The 26,865-nt window shown below is 50.6% G+C and carries 32 protein-coding genes and 2 pseudogenes; all 34 read right to left on the bottom strand.

The features are described from left to right. Positions 1-2: 2 nt before the first annotated feature. On the bottom strand, positions 3-593 hold the full coding sequence (locus AC4HCY_RS09680) for a hypothetical protein (protein ID WP_491095943.1): 591 nt from the start codon (positions 591-593) through the stop codon (positions 3-5). After that, positions 590-856: a hypothetical protein gene (locus AC4HCY_RS09675; protein WP_491095942.1), complete on the bottom strand. Its 267-nt coding sequence runs from the start codon at positions 854-856 to the stop codon at positions 590-592. The genes AC4HCY_RS09680 and AC4HCY_RS09675 overlap by 4 nt, the downstream gene beginning before the upstream one ends. Beyond that, a complete protein-coding gene (locus tag AC4HCY_RS09670) occupies positions 832-2,724 on the bottom strand; it encodes a DNA cytosine methyltransferase (RefSeq protein WP_491095941.1) in 1,893 nt (630 codons plus the stop codon). The genes AC4HCY_RS09675 and AC4HCY_RS09670 overlap by 25 nt, the downstream gene beginning before the upstream one ends. Beyond that, positions 2,721-3,125 carry a DUF7768 domain-containing protein gene (locus tag AC4HCY_RS09665; protein ID WP_491095940.1) on the bottom strand — a complete coding sequence of 135 codons (405 nt, stop codon included), beginning with the start codon at positions 3,123-3,125 and terminating at the stop codon, positions 2,721-2,723. The genes AC4HCY_RS09670 and AC4HCY_RS09665 overlap by 4 nt, the downstream gene beginning before the upstream one ends. Next, positions 3,122-4,018: a conjugal transfer protein TrbL family protein gene (locus AC4HCY_RS09660; protein ID WP_491095939.1), complete on the bottom strand. Its 897-nt coding sequence runs from the start codon at positions 4,016-4,018 to the stop codon at positions 3,122-3,124. The genes AC4HCY_RS09665 and AC4HCY_RS09660 overlap by 4 nt, the downstream gene beginning before the upstream one ends. 71 nt (positions 4,019-4,089) lie before the next feature. After that, a complete protein-coding gene (locus AC4HCY_RS09655) occupies positions 4,090-4,542 on the bottom strand; it encodes a hypothetical protein (protein WP_491095938.1) in 453 nt (150 codons plus the stop codon). A gap of 13 nt (positions 4,543-4,555) precedes the next feature. Continuing rightward, on the bottom strand, positions 4,556-4,894 hold the full coding sequence (locus AC4HCY_RS09650) for a DUF3852 domain-containing protein (protein WP_491095937.1): 339 nt from the start codon (positions 4,892-4,894) through the stop codon (positions 4,556-4,558). Between the two features lie 87 nt (positions 4,895-4,981). Further along, positions 4,982-6,673, bottom strand: coding sequence for a DUF8193 domain-containing protein (locus tag AC4HCY_RS09645; RefSeq protein ID WP_491095936.1), 1,692 nt, complete (start codon positions 6,671-6,673; stop codon positions 4,982-4,984). A gap of 69 nt (positions 6,674-6,742) precedes the next feature. Continuing rightward, positions 6,743-7,300 (bottom strand): DUF6550 family protein, encoded by a 558-nt coding sequence (locus AC4HCY_RS09640; RefSeq protein ID WP_491095935.1) that lies wholly within the window; start codon positions 7,298-7,300, stop codon positions 6,743-6,745. Between the two features lie 96 nt (positions 7,301-7,396). Beyond that, complete coding sequence (locus tag AC4HCY_RS09635; protein ID WP_491095934.1) at positions 7,397-7,948, bottom strand: hypothetical protein; 552 nt, start codon at positions 7,946-7,948, stop codon at positions 7,397-7,399. After that, the gene (locus tag AC4HCY_RS09630) at positions 7,945-8,340 is read right to left on the bottom strand and encodes a DUF4320 family protein (protein ID WP_491095933.1); all 396 of its coding nucleotides are present in this window, start codon (positions 8,338-8,340) and stop codon (positions 7,945-7,947) included. The genes AC4HCY_RS09635 and AC4HCY_RS09630 overlap by 4 nt, the downstream gene beginning before the upstream one ends. Next, entirely contained in the window at positions 8,334-8,708 is a 375-nt protein-coding gene (locus AC4HCY_RS09625) for a DUF3848 domain-containing protein (RefSeq protein WP_491095932.1), read from the bottom strand. The genes AC4HCY_RS09630 and AC4HCY_RS09625 overlap by 7 nt, the downstream gene beginning before the upstream one ends. Positions 8,709-8,721: 13 nt before the next feature. Then, positions 8,722-9,591 (bottom strand): secretion protein F, encoded by an 870-nt coding sequence (locus AC4HCY_RS09620; RefSeq protein WP_491095931.1) that lies wholly within the window; start codon positions 9,589-9,591, stop codon positions 8,722-8,724. 8 nt (positions 9,592-9,599) lie between these two features. Then, complete coding sequence (locus AC4HCY_RS09615) at positions 9,600-10,529, bottom strand: type II secretion system F family protein (protein WP_491096104.1); 930 nt, start codon at positions 10,527-10,529, stop codon at positions 9,600-9,602. Further along, complete coding sequence (locus AC4HCY_RS09610) at positions 10,529-11,953, bottom strand: type II/IV secretion system ATPase subunit (protein WP_491095930.1); 1,425 nt, start codon at positions 11,951-11,953, stop codon at positions 10,529-10,531. The genes AC4HCY_RS09615 and AC4HCY_RS09610 overlap by 1 nt, the downstream gene beginning before the upstream one ends. Beyond that, positions 11,950-12,762 (bottom strand): AAA family ATPase, encoded by an 813-nt coding sequence (locus AC4HCY_RS09605; protein ID WP_491095929.1) that lies wholly within the window; start codon positions 12,760-12,762, stop codon positions 11,950-11,952. The genes AC4HCY_RS09610 and AC4HCY_RS09605 overlap by 4 nt, the downstream gene beginning before the upstream one ends. A gap of 1 nt (position 12,763) precedes the next feature. Next, complete coding sequence (gene cpaB / locus AC4HCY_RS09600) at positions 12,764-13,609, bottom strand: Flp pilus assembly protein CpaB (RefSeq protein ID WP_491095928.1); 846 nt, start codon at positions 13,607-13,609, stop codon at positions 12,764-12,766. Positions 13,610-13,622: 13 nt separating this feature from the next. After that, complete coding sequence (locus AC4HCY_RS09595; protein WP_491095927.1) at positions 13,623-14,063, bottom strand: prepilin peptidase; 441 nt, start codon at positions 14,061-14,063, stop codon at positions 13,623-13,625. Further along, a complete protein-coding gene (locus AC4HCY_RS09590) occupies positions 14,053-14,262 on the bottom strand; it encodes a DUF6133 family protein (protein ID WP_491096103.1) in 210 nt (69 codons plus the stop codon). Before AC4HCY_RS09590 ends, AC4HCY_RS09595 begins: the two co-directional genes overlap by 11 nt. Before the next feature lie 119 nt (positions 14,263-14,381). Then, positions 14,382-14,789, bottom strand: coding sequence for a SpoVG family protein (locus AC4HCY_RS09585; protein ID WP_491095926.1), 408 nt, complete (start codon positions 14,787-14,789; stop codon positions 14,382-14,384). 64 nt (positions 14,790-14,853) lie between these two features. Then, positions 14,854-15,414, bottom strand: coding sequence for a YodL domain-containing protein (locus AC4HCY_RS09580; RefSeq protein ID WP_491095925.1), 561 nt, complete (start codon positions 15,412-15,414; stop codon positions 14,854-14,856). Positions 15,415-15,446: 32 nt separating this feature from the next. Continuing rightward, positions 15,447-20,063 carry an S-layer homology domain-containing protein gene (locus AC4HCY_RS09575; RefSeq protein WP_491095924.1) on the bottom strand — a complete coding sequence of 1,539 codons (4,617 nt, stop codon included), beginning with the start codon at positions 20,061-20,063 and terminating at the stop codon, positions 15,447-15,449. Positions 20,064-20,151: 88 nt separating this feature from the next. After that, positions 20,152-20,730, bottom strand: coding sequence for a hypothetical protein (locus AC4HCY_RS09570; protein ID WP_491095923.1), 579 nt, complete (start codon positions 20,728-20,730; stop codon positions 20,152-20,154). Between the two features lies 1 nt (position 20,731). Further along, positions 20,732-21,019 carry an AbrB family transcriptional regulator gene (locus tag AC4HCY_RS09565; RefSeq protein ID WP_491095922.1) on the bottom strand — a complete coding sequence of 96 codons (288 nt, stop codon included), beginning with the start codon at positions 21,017-21,019 and terminating at the stop codon, positions 20,732-20,734. Further along, entirely contained in the window at positions 21,016-21,450 is a 435-nt protein-coding gene (locus AC4HCY_RS09560; RefSeq protein WP_491095921.1) for a hypothetical protein, read from the bottom strand. The genes AC4HCY_RS09565 and AC4HCY_RS09560 overlap by 4 nt, the downstream gene beginning before the upstream one ends. 32 nt (positions 21,451-21,482) lie before the next feature. Continuing rightward, positions 21,483-22,415: a DNA adenine methylase gene (locus tag AC4HCY_RS09555; RefSeq protein ID WP_491095920.1), complete on the bottom strand. Its 933-nt coding sequence runs from the start codon at positions 22,413-22,415 to the stop codon at positions 21,483-21,485. 4 nt (positions 22,416-22,419) lie between these two features. Continuing rightward, a complete protein-coding gene (locus tag AC4HCY_RS09550) occupies positions 22,420-22,623 on the bottom strand; it encodes a hypothetical protein (RefSeq protein WP_491095919.1) in 204 nt (67 codons plus the stop codon). A 169-nt stretch (positions 22,624-22,792) separates the two neighbouring features. Further along, positions 22,793-23,296: a hypothetical protein gene (locus tag AC4HCY_RS09545; RefSeq protein ID WP_491095918.1), complete on the bottom strand. Its 504-nt coding sequence runs from the start codon at positions 23,294-23,296 to the stop codon at positions 22,793-22,795. 188 nt (positions 23,297-23,484) lie between these two features. Continuing rightward, positions 23,485-23,985 carry a nucleotidyltransferase domain-containing protein gene (locus tag AC4HCY_RS09540; RefSeq protein WP_491095917.1) on the bottom strand — a complete coding sequence of 167 codons (501 nt, stop codon included), beginning with the start codon at positions 23,983-23,985 and terminating at the stop codon, positions 23,485-23,487. Between the two features lie 89 nt (positions 23,986-24,074). After that, on the bottom strand, positions 24,075-24,371 hold the full coding sequence (locus tag AC4HCY_RS09535) for a hypothetical protein (protein ID WP_491095916.1): 297 nt from the start codon (positions 24,369-24,371) through the stop codon (positions 24,075-24,077). A gap of 51 nt (positions 24,372-24,422) precedes the next feature. Continuing rightward, positions 24,423-24,560: pseudogene (locus AC4HCY_RS09530) on the bottom strand (type II toxin-antitoxin system RelE/ParE family toxin); the annotation flags it as partial. Then, positions 24,558-24,946 (bottom strand): annotated as a pseudogene (locus AC4HCY_RS09525) (GNAT family N-acetyltransferase); the annotation flags it as partial. The pseudogenes AC4HCY_RS09525 and AC4HCY_RS09530, both read right to left, overlap by 3 nt. 415 nt (positions 24,947-25,361) lie before the next feature. Next, positions 25,362-26,171 (bottom strand): ANT(9) family aminoglycoside nucleotidyltransferase Spw, encoded by an 810-nt coding sequence (locus AC4HCY_RS09520; RefSeq protein ID WP_002294509.1) that lies wholly within the window; start codon positions 26,169-26,171, stop codon positions 25,362-25,364. A 131-nt stretch (positions 26,172-26,302) separates the two neighbouring features. Then, positions 26,303-26,830 (bottom strand): phosphoribosyltransferase family protein, encoded by a 528-nt coding sequence (locus AC4HCY_RS09515; RefSeq protein WP_491095915.1) that lies wholly within the window; start codon positions 26,828-26,830, stop codon positions 26,303-26,305. Positions 26,831-26,865: the final 35 nt, after the last annotated feature.

Below are 26,865 nucleotides of genomic sequence, written 5' to 3'. Positions count from 1 at the left end.
TTTCATTCATTCAGAACAATCCAGCGCTCTCCGTCGAAGTCCTCAAAGCGCTCCGTCGTGACGTTTTGCTCAAAGTAAATCGCCAACATGCGCTTGACGTCCTCCCGTTCCGCCCGCTTGGAGGAGAAGCCCTGCTCCCGCAGAGTCTTTTCGATACGGTTTAAATATGGGAACACCTCGGATTCCTTTTCGCCTTTCAGCCGGATGACTACGAGGAATTCTCTGGCTGTTGCCATCTGTACCTGTATCCGGTCAAGGTGGTGGAGGTCATGTTCCAGCAGCCTGCGGACGGCGGGATTGTTCTCCTGTTCCATTCGCTTTTTCAGGAACTGCTTGTTGTCCTCGAAGTTTTCACGGCTGTTCAGGCACAGGAATTCCAACTCCGCCATCCCTTTAAGCACGGTCATCAGGGCATAGATTCGCGCTGATACGCTGTCCTCGGACAGGACGGAGATGTTGGTGGGCTTGACGATAAAATACACCAGCTCATCGCCGCGGCCGGTCAACAGACTGTAATCGGTGATGTTCTTGGTGTTGATGAGCTGGCGGGTGTACTGCTTTTGCTTTACCGTCTTTTTTTCTTTTCTGTTCATTGCTTTCCGTACCCCCATTCGTAGGTCTGCTGCTTCGTGATAAAGAAAGCGCAGGCGTATTTTATAAAGTCCAAAATGCTGGTGTCATCGAAACGGATGGTCAGGAAGGCATAGAGAGCCGTGACGACGACAGGCGGCAGGAGCTTAAGCTGAGCCAGTGCAAACACAGAAAGCAAAAGACCGACGCCGATGACGCCGATATCTCTGAGCTGCCACAGCCACAGCACCGCCTTGGATTTCAGGTTGTCGGGGTAGATGTACATTCGGATTCCTCCTGTTCTTCGTAAAATTTTTGAAAAAAATATGCAATCCCCCGGAGGACATTCTCCACACAGGGAATCGCAACGCTGTTGCCGAGAGCTTTATACCTTGCACTGTCTGAGGCGCCAGGGATGTCCGTCCAGTAATCAGGGAAGCCCTGGAGCCTTTCGCATTCCAGAGGCGTGAGCCGCCTGATGAGCTTTCCGATGCGGACGGGATGCACGTTGTTCAGCGAATATCCGCCGTCCGTTTTGGACTGGAGTGTTCCGCTTAAATCGCCGTTTTCAATACCGTTTCTGCAGTCAAGCCCGGCGACGTCCATCTCACACACGAGGTCGGTCGAGTCTTTATATTGCCTTGCGCTCTGCGTGCTGACCACATCGTTGGAGACATATTCGTCGCTCCGTTGCTGGGAGAAGACGCAATGCCGGTCTGCGGTATTGAGCGTATAGCTGATATCCGGCTGGAAGCCCATGCCGTTGCCGCCGTTGTGATCCTGACGGTCGATGATGTTTCCGGCGATGCAATAGGTTTCTGAATGCGGCATATCGCCACATTCATCCTCGGAAGGAACAGCATTTTGTGAGATAAGCGGCACGTTGTTGCCGCCTGTACCGTACTGTGCAGACATGGTGGGAGCCACTGCATGGGGGCCTGTATAACGCGAGTCTATGGCATGATTTTCAAACAAAACGGGCTGATCATTTCCGCTGGTTCCCGCCGCCGACGTAATGGTTGGACATAAATCATCACAAATTTCCGCACCGCCCTGCTGGCTGCCCAGCACGAGCGGAGGGTGACCATCCATCTGAGCACGCAGTGTCGCCGTTATATTTTCCATCACGTCCATGCGGTTGCCACCCTGATCATTCAGGCACACGATGGACGGCACCATGTTGGAGCCGCTCTCAGACGCTTTCAGAGTCGGGGCGCATTCCTCCTGATAACCGATACCTCCGGCCTTTGAACCCTGCCCGGCTGAAAAAGCCGCGGCGATGAAGGTTTGCTGCTTCATGCCCGGCTGCGCCTGGATTGCTCCGGAGACATCATGCAGATCCCGCACCTCATCACGCTGATTACAAGCGAAAGCAACGGGGCCTCTATCGGTTATTCTGTCGGCCGAACTCCCGCCTGGAGCTCCAGCGCCTGCTTCAGAACAGCCGGCAGCTCCTTGCCCCGCTTCTTCGCTCGGCGCAGAATCCCCAAGCAGGCTGTCTTGCTTAAATAATATTTGTGGTGCGGTGTGGCCTCCAAAATCTGCGACAAGATAGATTCTTTTGCGCCTTTGTGGGACGGACCAGTATTGAGCGTCGTATACCCTCCAAGCAAGTGAGAATTGATCTCCCAATATGGCCCCAGCAGACTTCCATACCCCTCCCGGAGGTCGAGGTATAGAAACGGAACTGTCAGCAATTCTGCAGACTTCCTCCAGCACCGCACGGAAGTCCTCTCCGTCTGCGGAGGAGAAAGCTCCGGGGACATTCTCCCAGACCATATATCTGGGTCTAAGTCGAACAGGGTCAGCTGTCTGTTTTCTTCTTGCGTCATGCTCTCTCAGCTCCTTTATGACACGAATCTGCTCCATGAACAGGCCGGAGCGCTCGCCCTGAAGTCCGGCGCGTTTTCCCGCGACCGATAAATCCTGACATGGAGAACCCCCGCAGACCACGTCCACGGGGGCAAGCTCGGCTCCTTTCAGTTTTGTAATGTCACCGACATGGAGCATTTCCGGAAACCGTATTTTCGTGACTTCAATGGGAAATGTCTCGATTTCGCTGGCCCACACAGGGGTGAAACCCTGCCGGACGCCTGCCAGCGGAAATCCGCCGATCCCGTCAAACAGGCTTCCGAGGGACAGCGATAAGGTCACAGATGAAGCTTCATACCATGGGAAGGCGTTTCCTCCGGCATGACTGTTCTTTCTTCAGGATCGTTGTTTTTCATGCAACATCCTCCTTGTATCTGTTCTGTTGATATGTTTCTGACAGGTATGCCAAACCGCTCGGCTTCCGCGATTTCACAGCCCATGCCATGACTGATACGCGATCCGCATATCCAAAGCTCATCGCAGGAAGCAAGCACCCGCAGCCCCATTCGGATGCCTGTTTCCCGCTGGGCGGGTATGCTGTCATCCAGTATTTGCGGGTATAGCAGGTGGACGGCGATAGGCGCACAGCCATGCTCTGCGGCATACCGGCAGGCATCCTTGGCAAACCGGATGTTGGTTTCAATGTCCCCCGCGTAAGGAGAACAGATATACACCAGCTTCATTTCGCAGCCACCGCCTTCACCACAGTTCTCGTCATGTTGACGGCGGTCTGCGCCGTATAGACCGCGCTCATCAGATTGCCTTTGGTGCTGGTGTCCAGCCCAAATGCCCCGGCGATTCTCGGCACCTCTCCGGCCGCCAGCATCAGTCCAAGCCCAAGCAGGGCGTGATCCTTAACCACCATAAGCCCTGCGATGAGGATTGTGGACTGCAGGAAGGCTGTCAGGCAAAGACCGATAATCTGCTTGCTCCAGCTGACAAAGCCGTCAAGATACCCGCGCGGGACAGAGAACATATACAGGCTGCCGACTGCGATCTGAATGAGCAGGATGCCACCCCTTTTCAGGTTGGCGAAGAACACCTTGATCACGGCGTAGCCCATAAGGATGACGATAAAAAGCATCATGATCGGGCTGGTGACAGATCCGAAGCCGAAAACGCTTCCCGCGCTTTCAAGGCTTCCGACCGCACTCAGTTCACTGATGATATTGCTTGCGATGGTGTCTATTCCATCGCCGAACCCTGTGATTCCAACCGTGAGACTGCTCTGCAGGGAGATGGACAGCTTATATAGCTCCACCGGCACGATGGAGAACAGACTGACAGCCATAAAGCCTTTAATGGCATTCATGGCAGCGTCCTTGATACTGCCCCTGCCGTTCTGGTACTCGATGCCGCACTCAAAAGCCGATACCACCAGCCCGGTTCCATAGAGCGCCCAAGCCAGATAAACAAAAAACAGGACGATGGACTGCACCCAGGTCATATCAAACAGATCTGCCCCCATGTTGTTCATCTCGGTGAAGAAATTGCCAAGGAAGCCGATTACCTGACCGTAGAACCAATCGACAATCTGCCCCAGCACGGTTTCGGCGACAAAATCCCATATAAACACGGGCGATCACCTCCTTTCCGGATAAAAAAATATGGGAGCCTGTTTTTTACACAAGCTCCCGAAATATGTGCTTATATGCCCCGCATTGTCAGGCCATTTTCGCTGTGGCCGGACTGCTCCATCTCCTGCAACGGCTCTCTAAATACGTCAAGGTAATTGTTGATGGACTCGGATATCTGATTATAGTCAGCTTTATTCGGCTTGTAGACATACCAATTGATTTCCTCCCCATACTTCCATATATATGGGGTGATGCCATTTTTGAAATTCGGGTTGCTGACCGCTTTCTTTCCAAGCAGGTCGGAAAATCGCAGCGTTACAGAGTCCACCGGTCCGTCGTTTCGGTTGATGACGGTTGCCTTGAGCGCTTCGTAATGGTCCGCCGTACCCGTCGTGACAAATTCGATTCTCACACGAAGGCTGTCGGTGAGCTTTCCGAAGAAAGCCCTGCCGACAAACCTTTTATCAGAGATAGCAGCGTCATTTCCGAACAGCTTACGAAGCTCCTGTTCAAAGTAGTTCATCTTTTCTTACCTCCTACATCCCGAGTATCTGCCAGATGTATAGCGGCGCGGTCAAGGTAAACACGAGGCAGGCGAACAGGATGGCGGGCGCCGCCCATTCAAACTGTCCGTGTTTTCGGTAGTCAAAGTAGGCTGTGCCGAGCTTGGCGAAGAAAAACACCGCCAGAATCAGGTCGATTGCGGGGAATACCACCTTGTTAACCACGGTCTTGATCTGACCGGAGGCATCGTTCCAGGTGTTTTCGATTGCTCCGGCCACATCGCCTGTGGGCGCGGCATATGCAGTCGTGCAGAACGCAAAGCCCAGCAGCAAAACCACGAGGAGAACAGGCAGGATTCGTTTGAGTTTCATTAGGATTACCACCTTTCTTTTCTAATTTTTTGCATAGAAAAAGACCGCAAAGCCCTTGCCCTGCGGTCGTGTTTCTTTTTCTGTTGATTACGGTTTTACCGGTGCAATGTGCCAGTCATCCCAAAGGCTTCCCCCGATTGTCACCGAGTCGGTGAGATTCATAGAAAGCATACCGGCCGGAGTCCAGCAGTCAATGAGACAGGTGTAAGGCGTATAGCTTCCATCTGGGAACCATATGGGAGAGAAGTGTGTCCGACGCTTATAGGTCGAGTATTTGTTGGACTTAAACTCGAATTTGGAGCCGTATCCGGCCTGTGTGCGCTCCAGCTGCCGCCAGTATGTTTCGTACCGGAATTCGGGGAAATATGTGACGGCTGTCTGCGCGTCGGTTACCGCCGAGGATTGATTGGTGCTGACATTGGCGGTTACCGTCTGATTGATTCCGTACCCGCTTTTCATGTTTTTTCCGGATGCGGTTGGGGCTTTAGCGTCCGGCACGACATTCATGGAGGCTGAAAGGCAGGCGGAGTATGAGAGCCAGTCGAACTCCCACCATCCGTGATCGCACCAATAGCCGTCCTCATCAGTTCCGTGCCATACCCAATAGGCATGCCACCACGGTCGCCATACACCCCATGAGGCAGAGGTTTTCTGTGCTTTGTTGGGTATAGCGGCTGCGGAAAAGGTGTCGTTCCGGTCGTCAGCCACCGGATTGGGCGGATCGTTTCCAGAGAGATCCACGATCCTTGCTACGATGGTTCCCTGACTTGCCAAGCCTCCGCCCGACACCGACACATGGATTGTCATCGTCTGCTGAACTGCTGGAGTCCTCCAGCGAACCCACACCAGCTGACTGTCGCCCTCCGGATAATACACATTGCTTACCGTATAGGTCTGGCCGCCGATTGTGAACCTTACCGTTACAGGATGATCAGGATCAGCCTGGCCTCCCCGAACAGTCACCGATGTAATAACCTCGGTATTTACCCTGTACTCATAATCGGCTGATGTTACCTCCGGAGGCTCCGGCTCCGCTTCGTTGAAGCGTACAATGCCAAGGCCGAGGGATGAGATAATGTCCGCATCTGAAGCGGCCGTGGTCGTAGAGCCATCCCATGCCGGGTAGCCGAGATCAGGTATTTCAAGGAACATCGCCAACGGTAGGTTCTTATGACTGAGGGACACCATCTTGCTCCGCAAACCGCCGTTTAACTGCTGGTCATAGAGCGCTGCTTCGGTTGCTGTCATCGCCATTTTTATTCCTTGAAAGGTCATGTAAGCAATGGGTTCCAACATGAGCTTATATTCACCGTTGGTTAAAACATCGTAGTCCATTCCGGTAACCTGAGCAATGGTCATGACCATATACTCAGAACAGAAGTATTGCTTTATTTGTTCGATGCTTACCTGTCCGCTTCCGGTGCTAATTATTATCGGAATAGCAATATCCGGCTTTTCGCAGACATACGTTGTCGTAAAAGGCGACAAAGCTCTGCCTGCCGTATATGATAATTTTGATACTTTTCCGAAATGAACGGTAACAGAAGGTGTTCTATTTGAGAAGTCTACGGGTGTGGTTACAGGTAATCTGTCGCTGGCTCGAACCACCGTAATCCTTACTCCTTCATCACCGCCATTCCAGTAATTTTCGTTGCTTCCGCTGCCCATTCCGCCGCCACCGTTGTCTATGTTGCCTTCACCTTCGGCATAGGCTGTAACAGGCAAAAGCATGGAGAGCAGCAGAACCAACACAAGAAAAATGCTGAGACGTCGTTTCATACAATACCTCCATGAAAAGCAAAAAGCACCGAAGCTTCGGTGCTTTCTGCCTTATGTGTTAATTGTTCTTTAGTCCATGTTTCCGACTTGTTTATTAATATCACCATCGGAGCCAACATCATTTTGCTGTACTCCGCCGTCGTTATCTCCAATCCATCCGAAGCCGGGGACATATATTTTGCCATCTTTCTTATCACCGGACTTAGGTGTTTCAGTCGATGGAGGATTCTCCGGCTTTGTTACATTATCATGCTCCACAGGGGTAACCGTGTCTACTTTCTCACCGTCCGGTGTTTTAGACGGTTCGGTCTTTACCTCCTGCGGCGGTTCGGTGGGCTTGGTAACCTCCGCCTGTATGCTCTGCTCGGTGCCGGTTGAATCTCCGATGCCCGCAGGCTGGGCGGAAGTCTCAGCCGGATTGATGGGCGGGACGTTTACCTCCTCCGACGGCGAAGGGATTACCTCAGTGGGGTTTACCTCATCAGACACCGTGCTTGAAGGTTGGATGGATACCTCCTTGGGAGCCTCCGGCTTAAACTGTGAGGCTATTGCTATCACAAGGACTATGCAGATCACGCCAAGTCCGGCAAGGGCAAGGCGCTTTTTTGCTTTGTCTGTCAGTTTCATTTAGGATACCTCCTTTGTGTTAAGTGTTGATCTGTCTTTTCAATGACACACCATACTACAAAAGCTTCCGGAAGTCTATGACCAATCCGAAAACAGCTAAAATATCGGCATATATTTGGCCTGCACCCTGAGATTAATCACCATGGGTGGCAGGGTTTCCCCGCCAAAGGATACCGGAACCTCCAATCTGATGACCGCGTCGGCCAGTAAACCTGTCGAATTGTCAGGATTTGAAGGTGCCAGAGGCATGTTGTCAAGGTCAACTGAGAGACCCGACAGCCGTAACTCCACGTCATCCCCGGCATACTTTACATGATAGCCGTTTTCCTTCCTGAGTCCCAGCAGTTGGTCCAGCCTGCCGTACATTTTTCCATAGTTCAGGCTTTCCTCAAAGTCAGAAGCGCCGGGCTGATAAGCCCCGCTATAGCCCTCCCGCACTCCATGATACACATCATCGTAATTGTCATTGATTGTCGATATAACAGCGGATTGAACGGCATCCCGAACACCCTGGGCGACAATCATCAGCCGTATATATTCGGAAATGCCGCAGAAGACAATTACAAGCGCCAGCGTAACGGCTACAACGAGAGGAAAGGACGTCCCTCTTTTGCTTCTAAGTATACCACATATTTTTCCAGCTGTCATTTCCAATACACCTCGCTTTTTCCGCTGGCCTGCGCCTTTAGGGTAATAGGGAAGCTCCCGAATCCTCCGAAGATGCCGATGTCAGTCTGTATTGTTACGGTCACAGTGAATTCCTCGTTAAGCTGGAGCCTTCCGGTTTTCGACCACGAGACATTCGGTGCAAGCCCGGTTTTTTCGGTGAGAACCTGTGCCCGCAGGGTGGTTTCACTGCCGACGCGCCCGGCGATCTCCGCCTCCCGGCAGAGCTCCGCAGCGTAGGTATCCAGCTTGTTTTTTGTAACGAACACCGGCAGGACGCTTACTGCCAAGGCGATGACCAGCATCACGCACAACACCAGCACCGCCACGTCGATATACCCCTCGCCGCGTTTGCTCCTTAACAGCTTCAGCACATCCGCACCCCCTGTCCGGGCTGCAGGAATGCCTCGTCAAGCTCGTAGTCCTGCTCGGCGTCCTGCTTATCGACAATTGACCAGAGAGCGTGGTTCATGTCATCATAATGCACCATTTCAGAGCCGTTTTCCTCAATCCATTTATCCCGCACCACCTCCAGTGGGTTTTTAAAGCGCAGCAGGTATTCCAGATAATCCGTACTGTACCCGCCGTCCTTCATTTCCTCAAATACCAGCTTGGTGGCGGCGATTTCCTCCGCCTTTTCAATGAGCTGAATCGGCTCCAGCTTCAGCCACTGCCGCATGAAGGTGATATAGTTTGCCTCAAGCTTTTCCGTAAGCTCTGCTTTGATTTCTTTTTGCTTCATGTCGCACCTCCTTCTAAAACATTGTGCCAAGGGAGTTGAGTATCTCCATGGCGATGATGACAAGATATGTCAAGAGAAAGCACATCAGCATGATAAACGAGAACACCCTGATCTTTGGGGGGATCTTCTGCGCCTGGCCTTTGAGCCGCTGAAGCTCCAGAGCCTTGAAATCATGAGCCAGCATCTGAAAGTACACGGCACTGTCATCGCCGCGTAGTACGCCGATGAGTCCTCTGACCACGTCGGAGAGCATAGGCGAATTGAGCCTTGCCTCGAACCGGGTCAGCGCCGCCTCATAAGAGGATGAGCGCATATCTGCGGTCAGCACATCCATTTCACCGGCAAAGGCGTGACCGGCGTTTTTCTTATAGTTCTCTATCATCGCCAGCACGTCGCGGCTGGCCTTTAAGGTCTGCTCAATGGTAGAAACAAACCTCGGCAGCTCGCCCTCGATCTGCTCACGCTTTTCCTTGAGCTGCTCGTCGGCCTTACGGGTTTCCTTGAAATATGTCAGGACGGCGATAATGACCAGCACCGGCGAGAGCAACGGGAGAACGAGCAGGCATGGGATCACGCCCAGCAGGATGGCACCGGCTTTTGTGATGGCATAAGCCGAATAAACCTCTGGCGTCATGCTGATGCCAGCCGCTTTCAGGACGTTTGCCATACGGCTGCGTTTGTACTCGTCCATCCGGATATGTTTTGAGAGCTTAACCGCTCCCGACATGAGCCATGCCTCCAGCGTTTTAGCCGCCTTTTTGTTCTTCCTTCCCGCGTTCAGCATGGCTTTAGCCGTGTCCATGGTCGGCAGCTTCAGGAGACTCGCCAGAATGAAATACAGGCCTGCGGCAAGGAGTATTCCAGTAAAAAACAGTTGTGTCATTCTTTTCGTCACCTCCTGTACTCGATGGGTTTGGTCAGCCTGATAACAAAGGCCGTAGAGATAAATATCGCCGCAGCGCATACCGCGAGGATGATTTGCCCCACCGCCGTGTGCATCAGGGTGTGGTACCAGTCCTTGTTGAGAAAATACATGATTGGCACATTGCCGACCACCATCAGAGCCATGATGATGAATTCCTTTCGGGGTTCAAACACCAGGTATTCCAGCTCGGCGTTCACAATGCGCATGTCTGAGAGCTTGCTGACAATCGGAGTCAGCGTTGTCTTGAGGCTGCGGTCATGCTGACAGGCGGCGATGGCGTCGCACCACTCATGGAATACCTCGTTGTCGATTTTGGGCTTCATGCTGTGGAGCGCCTTGTCCAGATCGGGATCGATGAGCTTCACCTGTGTCTGAAATCCGGCGAATACGCTCCGCACAGGAGGATTGAGGTATTGGATGCTTTCCTCCACCGCAGTCAGAATATCCTCGCTTCGCAGGTATGCCGTGGTTATGATGGACAGAGCCGTTTCCAACTCTGCAGCGATGTTCTTTTTGTAATGCGTGGCTGTCAGCCTGATGTACCAAAAAGGGCTGAACATCATCCCTACCGCCATCACTGGCACGAGGAATACGTTGCCGATAAGGATGGCAATGCTGGCGCCTATTGCGAGGAACACCAGCGACGTCGCACAGATTATGGAAAAGAGGGAGCTTCGTCCGGTGATGGCGAGTATCTCCTGCACCTCGGTGATTTCTCTGCGGAGGAAGGATAGCTTTTTGCGCCGGGCGGTTTCGTTGATCTCCGCCTTGATGCTCTTGTTTTTACGGGTCAGAAACCCGAACAGCCCGTTGGTAAACTCCAGCGGAGATAGTCCGAGCAAAAGAAAAGTGCCGGTGATAAAACCGGCACAGGCAATTAACAGGATTGTTATCATCATTCAGCACCTCCTGCCGTAAGGATTTGCTTCAGGGTATCCTGCGGCATTCCGTTTTCCAAAAACCGCTTTTGAAGGCTTGGGGAGATTCCCTGCAGTGCGCTGTGGTAGCCGTTTATAATGAATTTGCCGTCCTCCACTCGGTTCTCTGTGATTTGGAACTGAAACAGGCTTCGGAAGTTTCGGGAACCGTCCGGCAGGATTTCGCACTCCATGATCTCCATCAGCCTTCTCTGTTTGTTCTCCAACTGCTTGGAAAAGACCACGATGGGGAACGCCTCTGTCACCAAATCCATGAGCGTGTTGTCCGCCATGTCATATTTTCTTTTACAGAGGGTGACCATACGGCGCCAGGTGGCTTCGCAGCTGTTGGAGTGGATGGTGGTCAGCACTGTGTGTCCGGTTCTGGCCGACTCCTGTGCGGCATAGGCCTCCGGTCCGCGCATCTCGCCCACGCAGATGATCTCAGGGTTAAAGCGGAGAGCCATGTCCAGCATGATGTCCTGATCTATGTTCTGCTTGTCGTTTTCACTCATGCGGGTCAGCGTATGAATGACGCTGTTGCACACTTTGCCATCCTTCTGGCGTACCAGTGCCAGCTCACGGGAGCCGTTTTCAATGGTAAATATTCTCTTGCTGTCCGGAATGGTGGTCAGAAGCCATCCTGCCAACGTGGTCTTGCCAGAGCTGGTGGCGCCTGCCACACAGACAGAAATGCCGTATCTGAGGCACTCCGACAGAAAGTCCAGCATCGATCCGGTAGCGGTACCGCCACGGATAAAGTCCTCTCTTTTCATGGATTGAGGATTCACGATACGGATGGAGGCCGCTACCCCCACGTCCTCGTCCACAAGCGGAGTTTTCAGTACGGCGATACGGATGTTTTTGGTGAGATGTCCCAAAATTGCGGGGCTGGCGTTGTCCAGCACCATGCCAGACACATGGAGCATACGGCGTACCACGTTGATGGCGTGTTCGGGGCTATCAAAGTGTTCGTCCAGCTTTTTGGTGCTTCCGTTGCTGTACTGCACCTCGATGTCGTTCCAGGCGTTGATGTCAATTTCCTCAATCCCAGCGCCGAAAATGTATTTTGTCAGGAACGAAAACTCAGCCATCTCGGTATACAGGGCGTCCACCAGCTGCTCCTGCGTCATGCCGCTAACTGCAATGCGGTAATCCTGAACATATTTGGTGATGTACCGCTTTATCTGCACCTTAAATTCCTCCGTACCGCCGTCAGTGATCAGCGCGGCGTATTTGCTGGAGATGTACTCCTGTACCTCATGTAACACAGAGTTGAAATCCCTGGCGGCTCCCTCGGATGAAAAAAACAGGCCTTGATTGCCTGTCATGGTGGCGCTGTGCGGCCTGTCGGTTGTCAGCGGAGGGATATTCATAGATTTTCTGCGATTCTTTCTACTCATACGCCGAACACCTCCTTTGCGAGCCGGGCGATTTCCTTACGGAAGCTGCGGCTGTCTTTGAGCGTCAGCTCTCCCAGCAGATTCCCTGCAAGAGCCAGATTTTCCAGCTCGTCCGAATGGGGAAGCTTGAAGGCGACATTGCCCAAGACCGATTCTATATGCTCTCCGGCCTGATTGGTCTTTATATTTGAAGCCACCTTATACTGCTTGTCGGCGTCCCATTTTTGATCTTTCAGGAGCGTGAGCTGGCTGGACAGGTAGCTGACGGATTTCAGGTCGCAGTTTATCAGCCGGAGAACAGAATCAGCCTCCAGCAGCGAAACCGCCGACAGGATATCGTGGGCGATGGCGCTGCCGCAGTCGATGATGATATACGGCGCAATGTCCCGCAGATGGTCGATCAGCTCTGCCGCAAGCTCCTGGGAATATGGCGGGTAGGTGAACACATTCTCACCCTTGAGCATGCCGATAATGGTTAGGTAGTCCAGCTTCTTATGGGTAACGCAGTTTTGCTTGATGAGCAGATCCGTCACATGAGTGGCGGCGAGGATACTGCCGAGGGAGCGCTCACATTCCAGATCGCCGGGCGGACATATACAGGGCAGCATGGGCGTGGTCATGTCGCACAGCACTAAGACCACATTCTTTTTTTGGTCCGCAAGATACTTTGCGAGGCGAACACTCACCGTGGTCTTACCGCTGCCGGGACTGCCCCAAACCGTCAGTACCTGCACGTCCTGAGCCGGTTCCTCCGGCACAGGCTCAGCCTGCTTGCGGGAGAAGATGCTCCCTTTCATGAAATTGAGCATCTTATTCACCTCCGGTTTCCTGTACGGGATTTTCAGGCATAGCCTGAGCTGGCGAAGAGGTAGGCGTTCCCTGAACGGGCGGTTGCCCGGTCTGTGAAGACGCCTGTGTCGCTGGCTTCGGGTACAGGGCATCAATCACCTTGTCCTGCAGTTCGATGAATTTAGCGGCGCTCTCCTTGGAGCCTCTGTAAACAAGGGACAGATGGAGCTTGCCGTCCGCTTCCAGCATCGCGAGGATTTTGGCCTGCTCCGGCGAGACCAGCAGAGTGACGGTGGCGGGGAGCTGCTTTTCGTCCCCATCCTCGCTCTGCTCGTCGGTGTCGGTGTCGTAGCCCGTGCTGGCCGTCACGCCAATGACCTCCACATACGTCAGCTCCGGAGGTATTACGGTCAAGCCCTGCTTTTTATAGTCGGGCGCGATGACCGACACAATATCGCCGGAAATCAGCTTGCCGGACAAGCCTCCGGCAAAGTTTTTGATGCTGACGGATATGGCCTGCTTGTCACCGTTCAGATTGTACAGGTAGGCGTTCTCCGACGCCGGAGTGTCCGACAGCTTAGCTGTGAGGATATAGTCGCCGGGGGATAAATCCGCCACGGCATGTTTGCCAAGTGCGCTGTCCTGCTGCTTGATCACGTCCTCCGGCAGATTGTAACCACCGACCTCCACGGTCTGGATCATATCTTTAGTGATAGCGTCGCCTGTTTTTATATCCTTCACCACACGAATGACAGTCGTTTTCTGCGATACGCTCTGATTGAACAGTGGCGTGAGAGCAAAACAGATGAGTAAAGAAAGCACAATGCAGATAACTCCCAGCACTGTGCGGTTTTTTAGAAAGCTCATAGGGTGTTCCTCCTTAAAATATGAAGTAGGCTGCGAGGCAGCCGAGGGAAAGAAAAGGCGCGAGAGGATATGCCTTTTGAGCAGTCCTCCCGCGCAGCTTTTGGATTATAGTGTTGCCTGCATGGAATACCAGCAGTGCAGTTAAGCCTATGACTGTAGCCGCCATGCTTTTGAAGCCAAGCACCAGCCCTGCCGCCGCCATGAGCTTGATATCTCCCCCGTCCAGACCGCCAAAAAACAGAGCGGTAATTAAAAAGAGCGCGGCGGCAAGAATGCCAGCCAGCTTCACCGGTTCAAAGGTGAGCAGACCGGTCAAGGCGATTCCAAGGCAGATGCTGTCGGGTATGATTTTCCTTCGGATATCGGAGACCGAGGCCGCCAGGAGCAGGGCAGCAAAAAAGCCGCCCTGCAGAAGCGGCGTCAGATGGGACAAAGCGTCCAGATTAGCCCCCATAGTTGAACATATCCTGGATACGCTGTTTGAGCGTCGGCAGGACAGTTTCGCCGAACAGGGCATAGAGACCGCCGAGTACGAGGGCGCCAATTACAACAGCCATCAGAATTTTGATGGCTGTGTCCACGAAACCTTCCCCGCGCTGGGAGCAGAGGATGGTACGAGACTTGATGAACATTTCCGTGGCTTTGAAGGTCATCCTAGTGACCATGTCGTTTACTTTGCAGATGAGTCTTTTTACGAGCTTTTTCATTGTGATTTACCTCCAAATTTTTTTAGTTTATGGTTGTTTGTGGTGCTGAAAAATAAAGGCGGGGCTTAAAGTCCCGCCATCTGTATGCCGGAGCCTTGTTCCTGCTGCTCAAAGGGGGGCGAATCCGCCGCCTTCTGCTGCTGGCTCTGCGTGAGAGCCTGCTTGTATGCGTCGATGACTGCGTTGTTCAGCTGTTCCCTGAATTCCTTGGTTACAGGAAAGCAGATGTCCTTATACTCGCCACTTCCCGCCTTATAGCTCGGCATGGCGACGAATAGTCCCTTGGTGCTGTCCATGACCTTCACATTCCGGATAGCGAAGCAGTCGTTGAGGTTGACGGACGCATAGGCGCGGACGCTGCCCTCCGGACGGATGGAGCCGATTTTGACGTCCACCTTCATGGGAATGGGCTGCTCGACGGCGGTCTGCGCAGCTTCCTGCGCATTGTTGGCCACTTTCTGTGCTTTAGGCATTTGTGCTTCCTCCTTTATAGATTTTGGGGATTAAAAAAACAGCCTTCCGGCTGCGGGTGATGGGTTACATGTTCATTGTCGGGCCCTGGTAGAGTTCCTGCTCCGGCGGTTGGAAGGATATCTCCTTAAAGCCGAAGCGGTCTACATAGTGAAAGCTGCTGCCGGAAGCGTCATATAGCTCGACAACGTCCGACATCGACAGGCTATGCCCCTCGTAGCCGGGCGGATGGGTAATGTTTAATTTGGCATACAGCGCCTCCAGATTGTTGGTGGCTACCTCGCCGTCGTAGACCATCCGGTAATTATTCGAGTCCGGCTCCCCGAAATGCTCCAGCAGCTCGTCGTATCCGATGAATTTCATCATGGGGTCGACATCGGGCTTAAGCTGCCAGACACGGCATTTCTTCAGGGGCTGTGCGTTTCCTTCCGGACAGAGTTTTCCCTCCGCCAGTCGTTCATAGGTGCCGGGCGTCCACTCAATATCAAATCCCCTGGTGTTTGAAAGATAGGACTTGAGTTCGTCGTTTTCAAACATGGGATCTACCATGGCCTTGTCCTTGTCGATATATCCGGCTGTGTTGCCGTAGTATAAAATACGGTTGTTTTTGATCTGAATACCGTTCATGAAAGCCTCCTTTCCCGGTTGAAATTGCCGTGTTACTCAAAATAGAAGGTGACGGAATAAGTGATGTTGCTCTTGTTGTACATGCAGTCGTGGTTGGTGTAGTAGTAGAACTCCAGTTGGCTGTAAATGCCGGGCGGCAGGCTGCGGCTAAAGGTGATGCCGTTGGTGGTCGTTCCGTAGTCCAGCTGATCCCACTGCCCGGTCAGCACGTTATATCCGCGCACACGCCCGAAGTCGTTGCCGCTGTGACCTGAAACGGGAGGCACTGTAAAGGTGTAGTTGGTGATGGTGGCGCCTGCGATACCCTGTTCCAGAATAACCGATTCAGGTCCGGTCAGCGTCATGCCGCCGCCTCTGTTGGGGTCGGCGATAAAGAACACGATTGCCGCCCAGGGCGATTCGGCTCCGGTGGAATCCACAGCCTTCACACGCACCACATTCTTGCCAAGCGGATAATCGCTGCTGGTCTGAGCCGGACGGCCTTCCCATACATAGGTGATAGCGTCGCCGTCAGCATCGGAGCTTGAGGCTGTTATGGTAATCGGTACGCCGGGAGCGATGCTGTTTCCGTCAGGATTACGGTTAATCACAGGAGTTGTGGGTGCGGAGTTTGTCACCGTGAAGGTGATAGCTGTCCAGTCGGAATACAGCCCCCATGCGTCCTTTGCTCTGACGTAGACGGTGTGAGTTCCAACGGGATAGTAGCTGTCCGCCGTGTTACCGGAGTATTCCAGCGTCACGGAGTCGCCGTCCGGGTCGGTGGCGTAGGCTGAAATGTTAACCTTCAGCTTGCCGTTCAGCGCTATTCTGGTGACAGAGGCACTGCCTGTCGGCTTGTTCGGCGCAGAATTGGTTATAGTAATACTCTGCGAATAGGTGAAGATTCTGCCCGTGCTGTCGATTGTGCTGGCGGTCAGGACATAGCTGCCGGGCGCGTTAATGGTAATGGTCCCGCCGTTGTTTGAGAGGATTCCGGAATAGGATGCCGGAGTACCATCCTTGGTCAGCGACCACGAGAGGTTTCTGCCCTCCAGCCCGGACGTTGTCGGCAGGGATACGTTTATATTGCCGCCGATGTGGACTGAGGACGGTACGGTGAACGGAAAGCTGGCTATTGGCTTCACAGTCGCCGTATTGGATGTGTAGGTGAATTTTCTGCCGTTTACATCCGTTACTTCGGCAATCAGCTTCACCGCGATAGTTTTGTCCGTGCTGATGGTAAGGCTTCCGCCGCCCTTTCCGACAGAGCCTGTGGCGTATTGGGTATAGGGCTTGGCCTGACCGCCATCCACAGAGATAAGCCAATTGATGCTCGTTCCGTTAAGCTCTGAGCCAGAGGCGGTGACAGCAATGGAATCGCCGCTGTAGCTGAGCGCCGTGAGTCCGAGGGTCATCTGCGGGATGGGATAAACCGTGAAGCTCTGGCTCCTGGTAAAGGCGCGGCCAGTTGCGTCCGTCAGAATGAGGGTCAACTCGTATTGCCCCTTTAACGGGAAGGTTATCGTACCGCCCTCTTTATCAAGCTCTCCGGTGGCATAGGTTGAATATGGTTTTGCGTCGCCGCCTTGACGAATCGTCCATGCTGCGGTGAGATTCTCCAAATCCGTGCCGCTGACGCTGATCGTTCCGGCTTCCCAAACGTACCATGGCTGTATGCTGCTGAGCGTAATTGACGGAATGGGATAGACGGTAAAGCTACGGCTTTTGGTGAAGGTACGACCGTTTACATCCGTCATCGTGAGAATCAATTCATACTGTCCTTTTGTTGGGAAGGTAATCGTGCCCCCAACCTGGGTCAGATCGCCGGAAGCGTAAGCATAATAGGGTTTCGTATCGCCAGCATTCTGCTTAACTGTCCAGCTTGCCGTTAGATTTCCCAATTCAGTTCCACTGACGCCAACTGTTCCAGCTTCCCCAGCATGCCAGGTCTGCGGGATACTTAGTGTCATTGACGGAATCGGATAGACGGTAAAGCGCTGGCTTCGGATGAAGGTGCGGCCGGTGGGGTCAGTCATCGTAAGGGTCAGCATATACTGTCCCTTTGCGCGGAATGTAATTGTGCCGCCTGCTTTTGTGAGCGCGCCGGATGCGTAATTTGAATACGGCTCAGCGCCGCCGTCATCCTTTATGACCGTCCAGTCTGCGGTGAGGTTCTCCAGATCCGTGCCGCTGACGCTGACTGTTCCGGCTTCCCCAGCGTACCAGACCTGCGGGGCGCTGAGTGAAATTGACGGGATCGGATAGACCGAGGTGGACGCACTGTAGGAGAACACTCTGCCCAGCGCGTCCGTCATGGAGGCAGTAAGGGCGTAATCCCCGACCTGTGTAAAGCGTATTTTGCCACCGTAGGCGTTCAGCGTTCCATCCAGAACATCGGAAAGCTCAACCGGCTCACCGTCCTTAGTAAGCGCCCACTCCACCGGCAGCACATTGTTGTTGCCGCGGGTTCTCAGGTCGATGGTACGGTCAGTGTGGGTCGATTCGGGAAGTTCAAAGGAAATGTTCAGTACAGGCAGGACTTCGATCCTACCGCCTTTCTCGAACAGGTACACCCGTCCGGTTTCATCGGTGATTCGGGCGATCAGTTCATAGGTCCCTGCGTGTTTGAAGCGGATGGAGCCTCCATTGTTATCCAGCGTCCCGCTGACATAAGTCCCAAAATCCTGGAATCCGAAGCCGTTCTCCAACAGCCATTCCACTTTCAGGCTGCCAAGCTCCGAGGTTTCCGGAACCACGTTGACGATGGTGTCGGTGTGGGCGGTTTCTGGCAAGGTATATGTGCTGCTGAGAACAGGGTAAACCTTGACCGGCGCAATGTAGCTGTAGTTTCTGCCTGCCGGATCGGTAAAAGAGGCTTTCAGAACATACTCGCCTTTATTTATGAAGCGAATGTAGCCGCCGTCGTTGGTCAACTCACCCTGTAGCGCGTCCGCAAGGTCAACAGCTTCTCCGTCCCTGGTCAGCGACCACTGAATCGTGGCATCGCCGAGGTTCTCAAAGCGAGTTTCCACATGGACTGTTTTGTCGGTATGTGTGATTTCCGGTACATAAAAGCCGATAGAGCCCACAGGATAGACTGTGACGGTATCGGTTGCCTCAACGGTTCTGCCGGTTTCATCCGTGAGCGTTCCGGTGAGCATATACACGCCCTTGTCCTTGAAGCGGATATTTCCGCCATCGTTGGTCAGTACGCAATCGACTGCATCGGCGAGGGTGACCGCCTCGCTGTTTTTGATGAGGCTCCAGTTGACTGTCAGTCCGTCCGCTTCCGTCAGCACAGTCGAGACGTCGAAGGCGGTATCCGTGTGAGAAGCTGACGGGAGATCGAAGGATATTTCGGCCACAGGGTAGACCTTAGTTGCCTCTGTGTGGGTGAAGACACGGCCGGCAGCATCCGCGATGTACGCTGTGAGTGTATATTCACCCTTGTTCCTGAACACGAAGGTGCCGCCTTCGTTTCCAAGCTCGCCACCCAGAATGTCAGCAAGCTGGGCGGCTTCTCCGTCTTTAGTCGCCGTCCAGACGATATCATGGCCGTAGAGCTTTTCCAGAGGGAAAGCAAGCGTGACCGATTTGTCCGTATGGGTGCTTTCCGGCAGGTCAAAGATCAGGTCGATAACCGGATACACCGTGACCTGCTTGGACAGCACGGTTTCTTTTCCTCTGGCGTTCTTGGCTATTGCGGTCAGCGTGTACTGTCCATCCTCCTTGAAATGGATGGTACCGCCCTCTAAGCCAAGACTGCCGTTGACGGCGTCCTCCAGCTCCACAGGCTGCAGTGAACCATCAACAGCAGTTTTGGTAATCGTCCAGGTATAGCTTTTCATGTACTTCCACACCGGCATCACCTGTATTTCGCTGTCTGTATGAGCAGTTTCGGGAAGCTCAAAGCGCACCTGCGCAGGCGGATAATATGAGCCGCCTCCAGAACCGCCGCCCGAATTACTCGGCGTGGGAGTTGGAGAGGGAATCGGAGTGGGCTTGTCCGTATCCGGATTTGTCGGGGTAGGCGTCGGCTGCTCGGTAACTCCAGGTGTCGGACTCGGCGTTGTTGTGTCCGGAGTCTGTGATGGAGCGGTTGGCGTCGGTTCTGTCGGATTCGGAGTGACCTTCTCGATCAGATCCTCGGCGTCGCCCTTGGTAACCGGATCATTAGGATGGATTTTATTATCCTCCGTATCTCCGATGATTCCATCCTCGCGGCCAATGATGACATATCCCTTGTCCTCATCCTTGATGTCTGCCTGGTCATCATAACCGCTGTGCCCCTGAGTGTTTTTTGCTTCCTCGTCCTTGCCCTCCGCTCTCACGAGCATCTTGACAATCTCTGCACGAGTGATGGGATCGTCCGGACGGAAGCCGTCAGAGTAATCGACAGGGTCGATGATACCGGTGTCGATCAACGCCTCGATGTATTTCTCCGACCAGTGACCGTCGATGTCGGAGAAGCTGGGCGGGTCTTTTTCCGCATTTGTGATATCCAACTGCATATCCTTCGCCATCATGGCTGCGTACTCGCCGCGTGTGATGATTTCGTCCTGACGGACGAAGTTTTCCGGATGCAGGCGGTACGCCGTATAGATTCCGCTACACACCAGGAAAAGGAGAACGATGGCAATTATGCCGATGAGTTTTCCTTTCTTTTTCATGGGTTTTCTCAATCCTTTCTTTTTGATTTTGACAATGAAAAAGCCGGAATCAGCAATCTGTGATTCCGGCCTCAAGTCCTTATTTGTTTCATAGCTTCAGCTCCATACCACTCTGCTCCTGCTGTTCCTTCTGCAAGGCTTCCGGCAATGGGTGGACAACCTTTCCGTCAAGCATTTCAAATACACAGAAGTCATCCCTGTCACAGATCATAACCCTGTGCTGGTAGTCCTTCTGCATTTCAATATAGTCCTGCACCTCCTTGATGCTGCACAGCCACACGCCGGAGGTATATCTGCCGTCCGGCAAAAAACAATAGCCACTGTACTGCGGCTCATGACTTTTCAGATCCAAGGCTCCAGCCGGACGGATTTGTGATAGCTGGAGACGGGCATGGTCGGTAAGGATTTCCGGCTTGGCGATACCGAGTATGTCACTCCGGTTCCACCGAACCTGCTCTCCGTCCGCAAGGGAAACGGCGAAGACTGACCTGCCGCTGGGATTTGGATTGCTGCCGAAGCCTCCAGTACAGAAGTACAGCTGATGCTTGGCGCTGTGGAATTCCTCCGAAAGCGTTGAGGGACTGAGGACAATGACCTTGCCGCCTATTGGCATACCGTATCCGGTTTGTATGCAGTCCTCCTGTGTAAATAATTCTTTCTCAGTCAACTCAGATCGGCTCCTTTCTTTTTTCGATGATATCCAACAGCCTTGCCGCTATGGATATAAGCGTATCCTCCGGCATATCACGGATGGCGGCACGGACGAACGCCTCTACTGCCTCCGGCGACTGGTCGCCGATTTCAATGAGGTCAACCTTTTTAGCGGTGACAACGCCCTTCTGGACACCAAGTCTCACAATGTCGCCATGCTCCATTTCAGCAGCGGTGCGGAGCGCCTTTGGAATCAGGACGCGACCTTTTTCGTCAAGGATTTTGTAAATGGGCTTTGCTCTCATACGAAGTAACCCTCCTTTCTCATAACCTCCCGAACCGTGTCGGGGCTGATGCCAGTATCATCAAAAAACTCACGGAGCTCCTCCGGAAGGTTGTCCAGAATATCCGACGCCTTTATGACAATAGCGCCGGGCACGCATGTAATTTCCAGAACGCTTTCTTCCGGAATCTCCGCAGCTTCCAGAAGCAAATCGGGAAGAGTCAGGGTAACTTCCACATCATCTCCCTCACAGTCACACGTCTGCTCAGCAGCTTCTGTGACGTGGTGAGTGACGACAAGCTGCGGACAGGAATTTTCAGCTTCCTCATGATTCACTGCAAGGGTGACACAGATCTCATCGCCGGGCTTGAGACCTGCGGCATCAAGCATTGCTGTCTGCAGGGTTATGCGGCCATGCTTGTCCACCACCGCAACCATTTTAAATAGTTTCATAAAGTTGAACCTCCTGATAAATTTGGTTAGTGTTATTCCATGCCGTATACCCCGGCGAGGTCAAAAAGCCCAAGCTGAGTCGGCATGTCCCTCAGCCTTTCGCCGGTGTCGTAGTTGGAGATCAGGACTTCAGCATATTCGCAGCCGTTGTCATATCGCTGGGCAAGGTTATTAATACGACTGACCGCTTCAATATTAAAGTCCTTGTACAGCTCACGGATGAATTCGCAGTCGTTGTAGCTGACTAGCCATTTGCCCTGGCAGGACGCCAAGGTATCCCGCAAGCGGTAGTGATCCTCTTTTCTGAATACAACCTCGTAGTGTCCCTCTGTCTGATAATATGGCGGGTCACAGTAGATGAAGGCATTTTCACGGTCGTACTGCTTGATCAAAGCTTCAAAGTCCTTGTTCTCAATGACCGTATCCTTAAGCCTTCGGCTACCCTGCCAGAGAAGGTGAAAGGTTTTCCTGATATCGAAGGGCTGGCAGCCATAGCTAGTGCAGCCGCTTCCATAGCTTAAGCGGATGAGACGGTAGAATGCAGCGGCGCGTTTGACTTCGTTCATCTGAGCGTTTTCGAGAAGGATCATTTTGATTTCATTAAACTGCGGCTCACTGAGAACCCTCTGTGCGATGTCCAGTTCCTCCCGCAGGTATTCGTTTGTGAATTCCTCCTTCTCCAGATATTTTTTTAAGACATTGAATTCATCACGCCCGTTCAGCGGAAAGAAATTCAGCTCCTTAAGCAGAGCAAAGGGACGGTCGCGGACGCAGCGGAACAGATTTGCAAGGTCGGAATTGAAATCGTTATAGACCTCCATGGCGGTATCCGGAGGCCGTCCGAACAGCACCCAGCCTCCGCCGCCGAATACCTCAACGTACCGTCCGAATTCCTTCGGCATTCGCTGATAAATCATATCCCGCAGAGCCTTTTTGCCGCCTACCCAACTGATAATGCTGTTCAATACATCACCTCCCTTTGCTCCGGCAGCTGAATTTATCAACGTCGGTTCTCATGCAGGAGCCGTCAGGACTCCAGCAGATAAAGCCGACGCCAGGATAAGGGCAGCCAACGCAGCGGGCGGTATCTTCAGGCAGAGTCAGTGAATACTTTGCAGGAGGACCAGTTTCTCCGGCACCTGCTTTTTCTTCTGGCGTTACATCATGCTTCATGGTTCAGCTCCTTTCTCGGAAAAACAAAAAAGGCGCTGCCTTTTTTGTAAAGATAGCGCCTTCTCGTTCTTATATTTACTTATATAGCTCACAGCATAAGCTGTGACAAAAAAGCACCCGTCAGCTTCAACAGAAACCGAGGAGCGCTATTTGTCCATTTACTTTTTCTTCATCCCATCACCGGACCGCCGTATCCAGCATCAGGCGAGCTGTTTTTCATCTCATGCTCCAGCTTCATGGAGTAATTTTCGCTGTCCCAAAAGCTGACATAGATTTCTCCATCCGGCGTTTTGATGGGACGCTGCTCGAATCCTTCCCCATAACCATCAGAGTTCTGACCACACACATAGTCCATAAGCGCAGCGGTTTCTTCTCCGGTGAGAGTCTCCTTCAGTCCTGCAGTCATGACTCCCCACAGCTCGCCATCAACAACCTCCACTATCGGGTAGAGACTATGCACCTTTTCTTTAAGAGCTTCGTCGTGAATGTACTCGGCAAGACCTCGGTCATTTTCAAAGTGCCGGTTCTCCTTTGCTATGGCAGCGAGGATTTGATCCTCATATGCCACCGCATCCCTGGACGAGATATCCTCCCGCTCATCCTCCGAGCAGTCATACTGAGGGTAGCTGAAAATCTTCAGAGGGAAAAAGATACGCATTGTTTCGTTTGCCATTTTGATTTCCTCCATTCGTTTTAGTATGAGTCCCTAAAAAAGGGCATAAAAAAAGCGGGGGTATCTTCGTTAGAAAATACTCCCGCAAATTTTCAGGAATCTATATATTTAATTAAATAAAAATAAATTGGAATTTAGCAGCTTTTAGTTATGTCATAATCTCAACAACCTGGAATTTGATAATTTTTCTACTCTTTGCAATGGGATAATTTTTCTATGATGTCCATATCATGTTTATCAACTTCACGCAGTTCATAACCAGTATGAAACAACTTTTGCCCCTTAGCTGATATGCATGGTACACTCCTCCCGTTAAAAACAGCACTTCCAAAAATGTCAGCTTCAAACTCATACCAGCCGCCTTCCAAATCGGCTTGTTTTGCTGTGCCATCATTATTAAGAACGAATGGATGGATATCTACATAACTTAACTGTGAATGATACAGTTCTACTCGAACAGGGCTCCAATCTACAACTACTTCATATCCATTTTCTTTCAAAACACGTAGTAGTTCATCTGTATATTGAGAATCGAAATCTATATCTATATCACGGTGTTCTCTTGTTTGTTTACCAGCCAGTACATCAACGCCCCAACCACCGTCCAACCAGTAACGGATTCTCGTATTATCTAATAAATCTAAGACTTTTAACAAATCGTCTTGTGTTGCTATCTCTTTCTTTTTCATGATTACCTCGCTCTTTCAAGTTTCAGTTTAGTGACTTTGCAATATATAAATAATCTTTGCTCAAAGGCTACTTGATAAATTCCTGTTTGTCAACCTAGATATGCGGAATCAAAATAAACATTAAATGGCAACCAACGATAGTAGACACCAATGTTTCGTGTTTCGCCACTTGGATTTTCTTTCTTATAATAATACGCAAAATAGCAGTCATGGGCTGGTGAATATTCTACATCTTTGAGCTTATAATCGTTGCCATCTTCTTGCTTTGATATATAACTTCCTGTAACGATTTTGACAACCTGTTTTGGCAGAAAGTCGGAAAACCACAATAAAACAAATGCAACGACAGTTATAATGATGATTCGTCTTTTTAAATTGGATTTCATACACTATCCCCTTTCAAATTTCTGTTTATCTACATGTTAGTATAAATAATTTTACTTCACCAGCCATCCATAAACCTGTCTGCAATCTACGATATAGTCAACATACACCGTCTGATCCTAGATCTGATACAGAATTAAATACCATTTCTCAACAAACATCTTATGATACTTGTTCAGCGGTATAAATTCAAATATCGGATGGTCATAGTTGTCAGTAAAAAGTTTATCATTCATGACTCTCTAAAACCGCACTTCTGATAAAAATCAAGAGCGGAAAGACTGTCACCAATTCCGACAAGCATAGCTTTACAATCAGTGTAATAGGAGAACAGAAATTCTATCAAGCTTTTCCCATAGCCTTTTCGCTGACAATCAGGCTTAACTGCAATATTTTTAAGCTCATAAATGCCGTCTGTCTCTTTAGTAACCACGCATTCAGCTTTTACCTCATTGTCATCCCAAATATACATTTCGCCACGTTCGAGGTATTTATCTATCATATTTTCCTGTTCATCTGCCAGGAACAGCAGGTCGATATATTCTTTTTTTGTTCCCGAAACTTTTATGATAGCCATAAACATATACCTCTAAATTCCTGTTTGTTTATATGTTCTATATTTAACATTTTATTGTCCAGCTATGGGAAATTCAAGCATGGACTCTGAAATACCGAATGTCATCTATGAAACGCCCCAAAAAACAGGGTCAAAAATCGCAGTTTTTCGCCTCAATTTTTGCCCGTTTTTTGCTCCAAAACCACTACATATAGTGGTTGGCCCGCCTTATTTGCCCTTCAAACCACAATACGTCATCATTATTACACACTCAACGTGGCTCGAGTTGATGGCATTGATGTCTTAAGCTGATTTTTAACCCTTTCGTTCGCGGGAACGTATCAACGGTATTTTGATTATTTTTTAAGAAACTGATATATGGGGGAACATATCGAAGCAATCAATAATGCACATTAACAACTAGTCTTTGTTATATTTAAACTATTCGAAAAGGTAATTGGATATTAAGGGAAGACTCTATAGACTTTTTCATATGATTAACGAGTTCAGCCACCTCAGATTCCATTCCTTCCCACTTGTCAACACACTCTCCTAAATAAGCCTCTCTCGCTTTGTTGAGTAAAGTAGCATGCTCATCGGGTAATTGAGGTATCGCCCATTCAGCTGCCAGATCTTTTGAGCGAATTTCACCAGTAGATGCTGTCAGCCACATTCTGGCTAAAGTTAAAATCACATTGCGTTCGTCACCGTTAATGCTAGCTATCAACCCGGGCAACGATTCTTTAATTGCTTTTCGAATATCTGTCATTGGCACAGGCTCAATTACTTCTGTTGCCTTTGGTCCCAAAAGGTTAATACTATTTTTTCTTAGTTGTGCTAAAAGTATTGCTAAATCCGGATCATAAGTCGACTCAGGAATTTCTCCCTTTTCAAACTGCTCTCTTAGCCACTCGCCATACATAAATTCATATTTGGGGGGGAAATGCCAAGGGACAATATCCTTTTGATTTATGACCGTAACTTCAAGAGGCCTCATATCTTTTATGTTTCCTATTTTCCCAGATATAAGCATTAACCTATTTGTAAGATTCCTTCGAGTTTTTTCAGATAAACTTTGATTTGTTATTACCAAAATATCTACATCGCTATTCATACGTAAACCACCCATTACTGCCGAACCATACAAATACACCCCAATTAACATATTATCAAGTAGTTCCGCTATAGTTTTTAATGCTTGAATTGCTTCTTTCGGAATTTTTTTGTTACTTAAATCTATACTCAACTTCGATCTCCTTTCGTCTGAAAACTGTTTTTTAACGCCTCTTAAAATTTATAAAAAAAGAGTAAACATCTTTCGTTGTATTGTAAATTAACGCCATCCAAAATTTTGATTCAAGATTTTCTTTCGGTTTATTATATGTTTGAGCCAATATAAGCTACAAAACTGCTGTCTATCCATTTTTGAGTAACCTCATTTATATCAATCTCAATAGTAGCCAACCCAATAATGCTGCAATCCAATTTCTCTAACAAAGCTATTAAAGCCTTCATTTGAGAACCTGTCTCTATCCAATCATCTACAATCAAAACTCTTTTGTTCCTCACAATAGAACTCTTAGATATTTCAAAGCTTTTATCTTGACCTGAATAGTCGGTAAAATGTGTCGAAATAATCTCTTCTTTTGCGTATGGCAGCTTATCACCTTTTCTTACTCCAATAAACCCCACTCCAAGTTCTTTGGCTATGGCAGTGCCTAGTATCCATCCAATTGCTTCTGGGGCAGCCACATAATCTACTTTATTTTGAAAATCCAATGATAGTACTTTTACAATTTTATCAAAAACGGTTTTATGTGTAAAAATAGTTAGTAAATCATATTTTCCAATTGAGTTACGAGGTAATATACCTCTAATTTCATTTATAACATCAGTACTTTCCATACATTTACACCCCTTGCTTATGGTTAATAATCTTT

It is taken from the genome of Lutispora sp. QWL-02 (assembly GCF_058315355.1).
The sequence above is the reverse complement of the archived record's forward strand: the minus strand, read 5'-3'. Positions and strand labels throughout refer to the sequence as shown.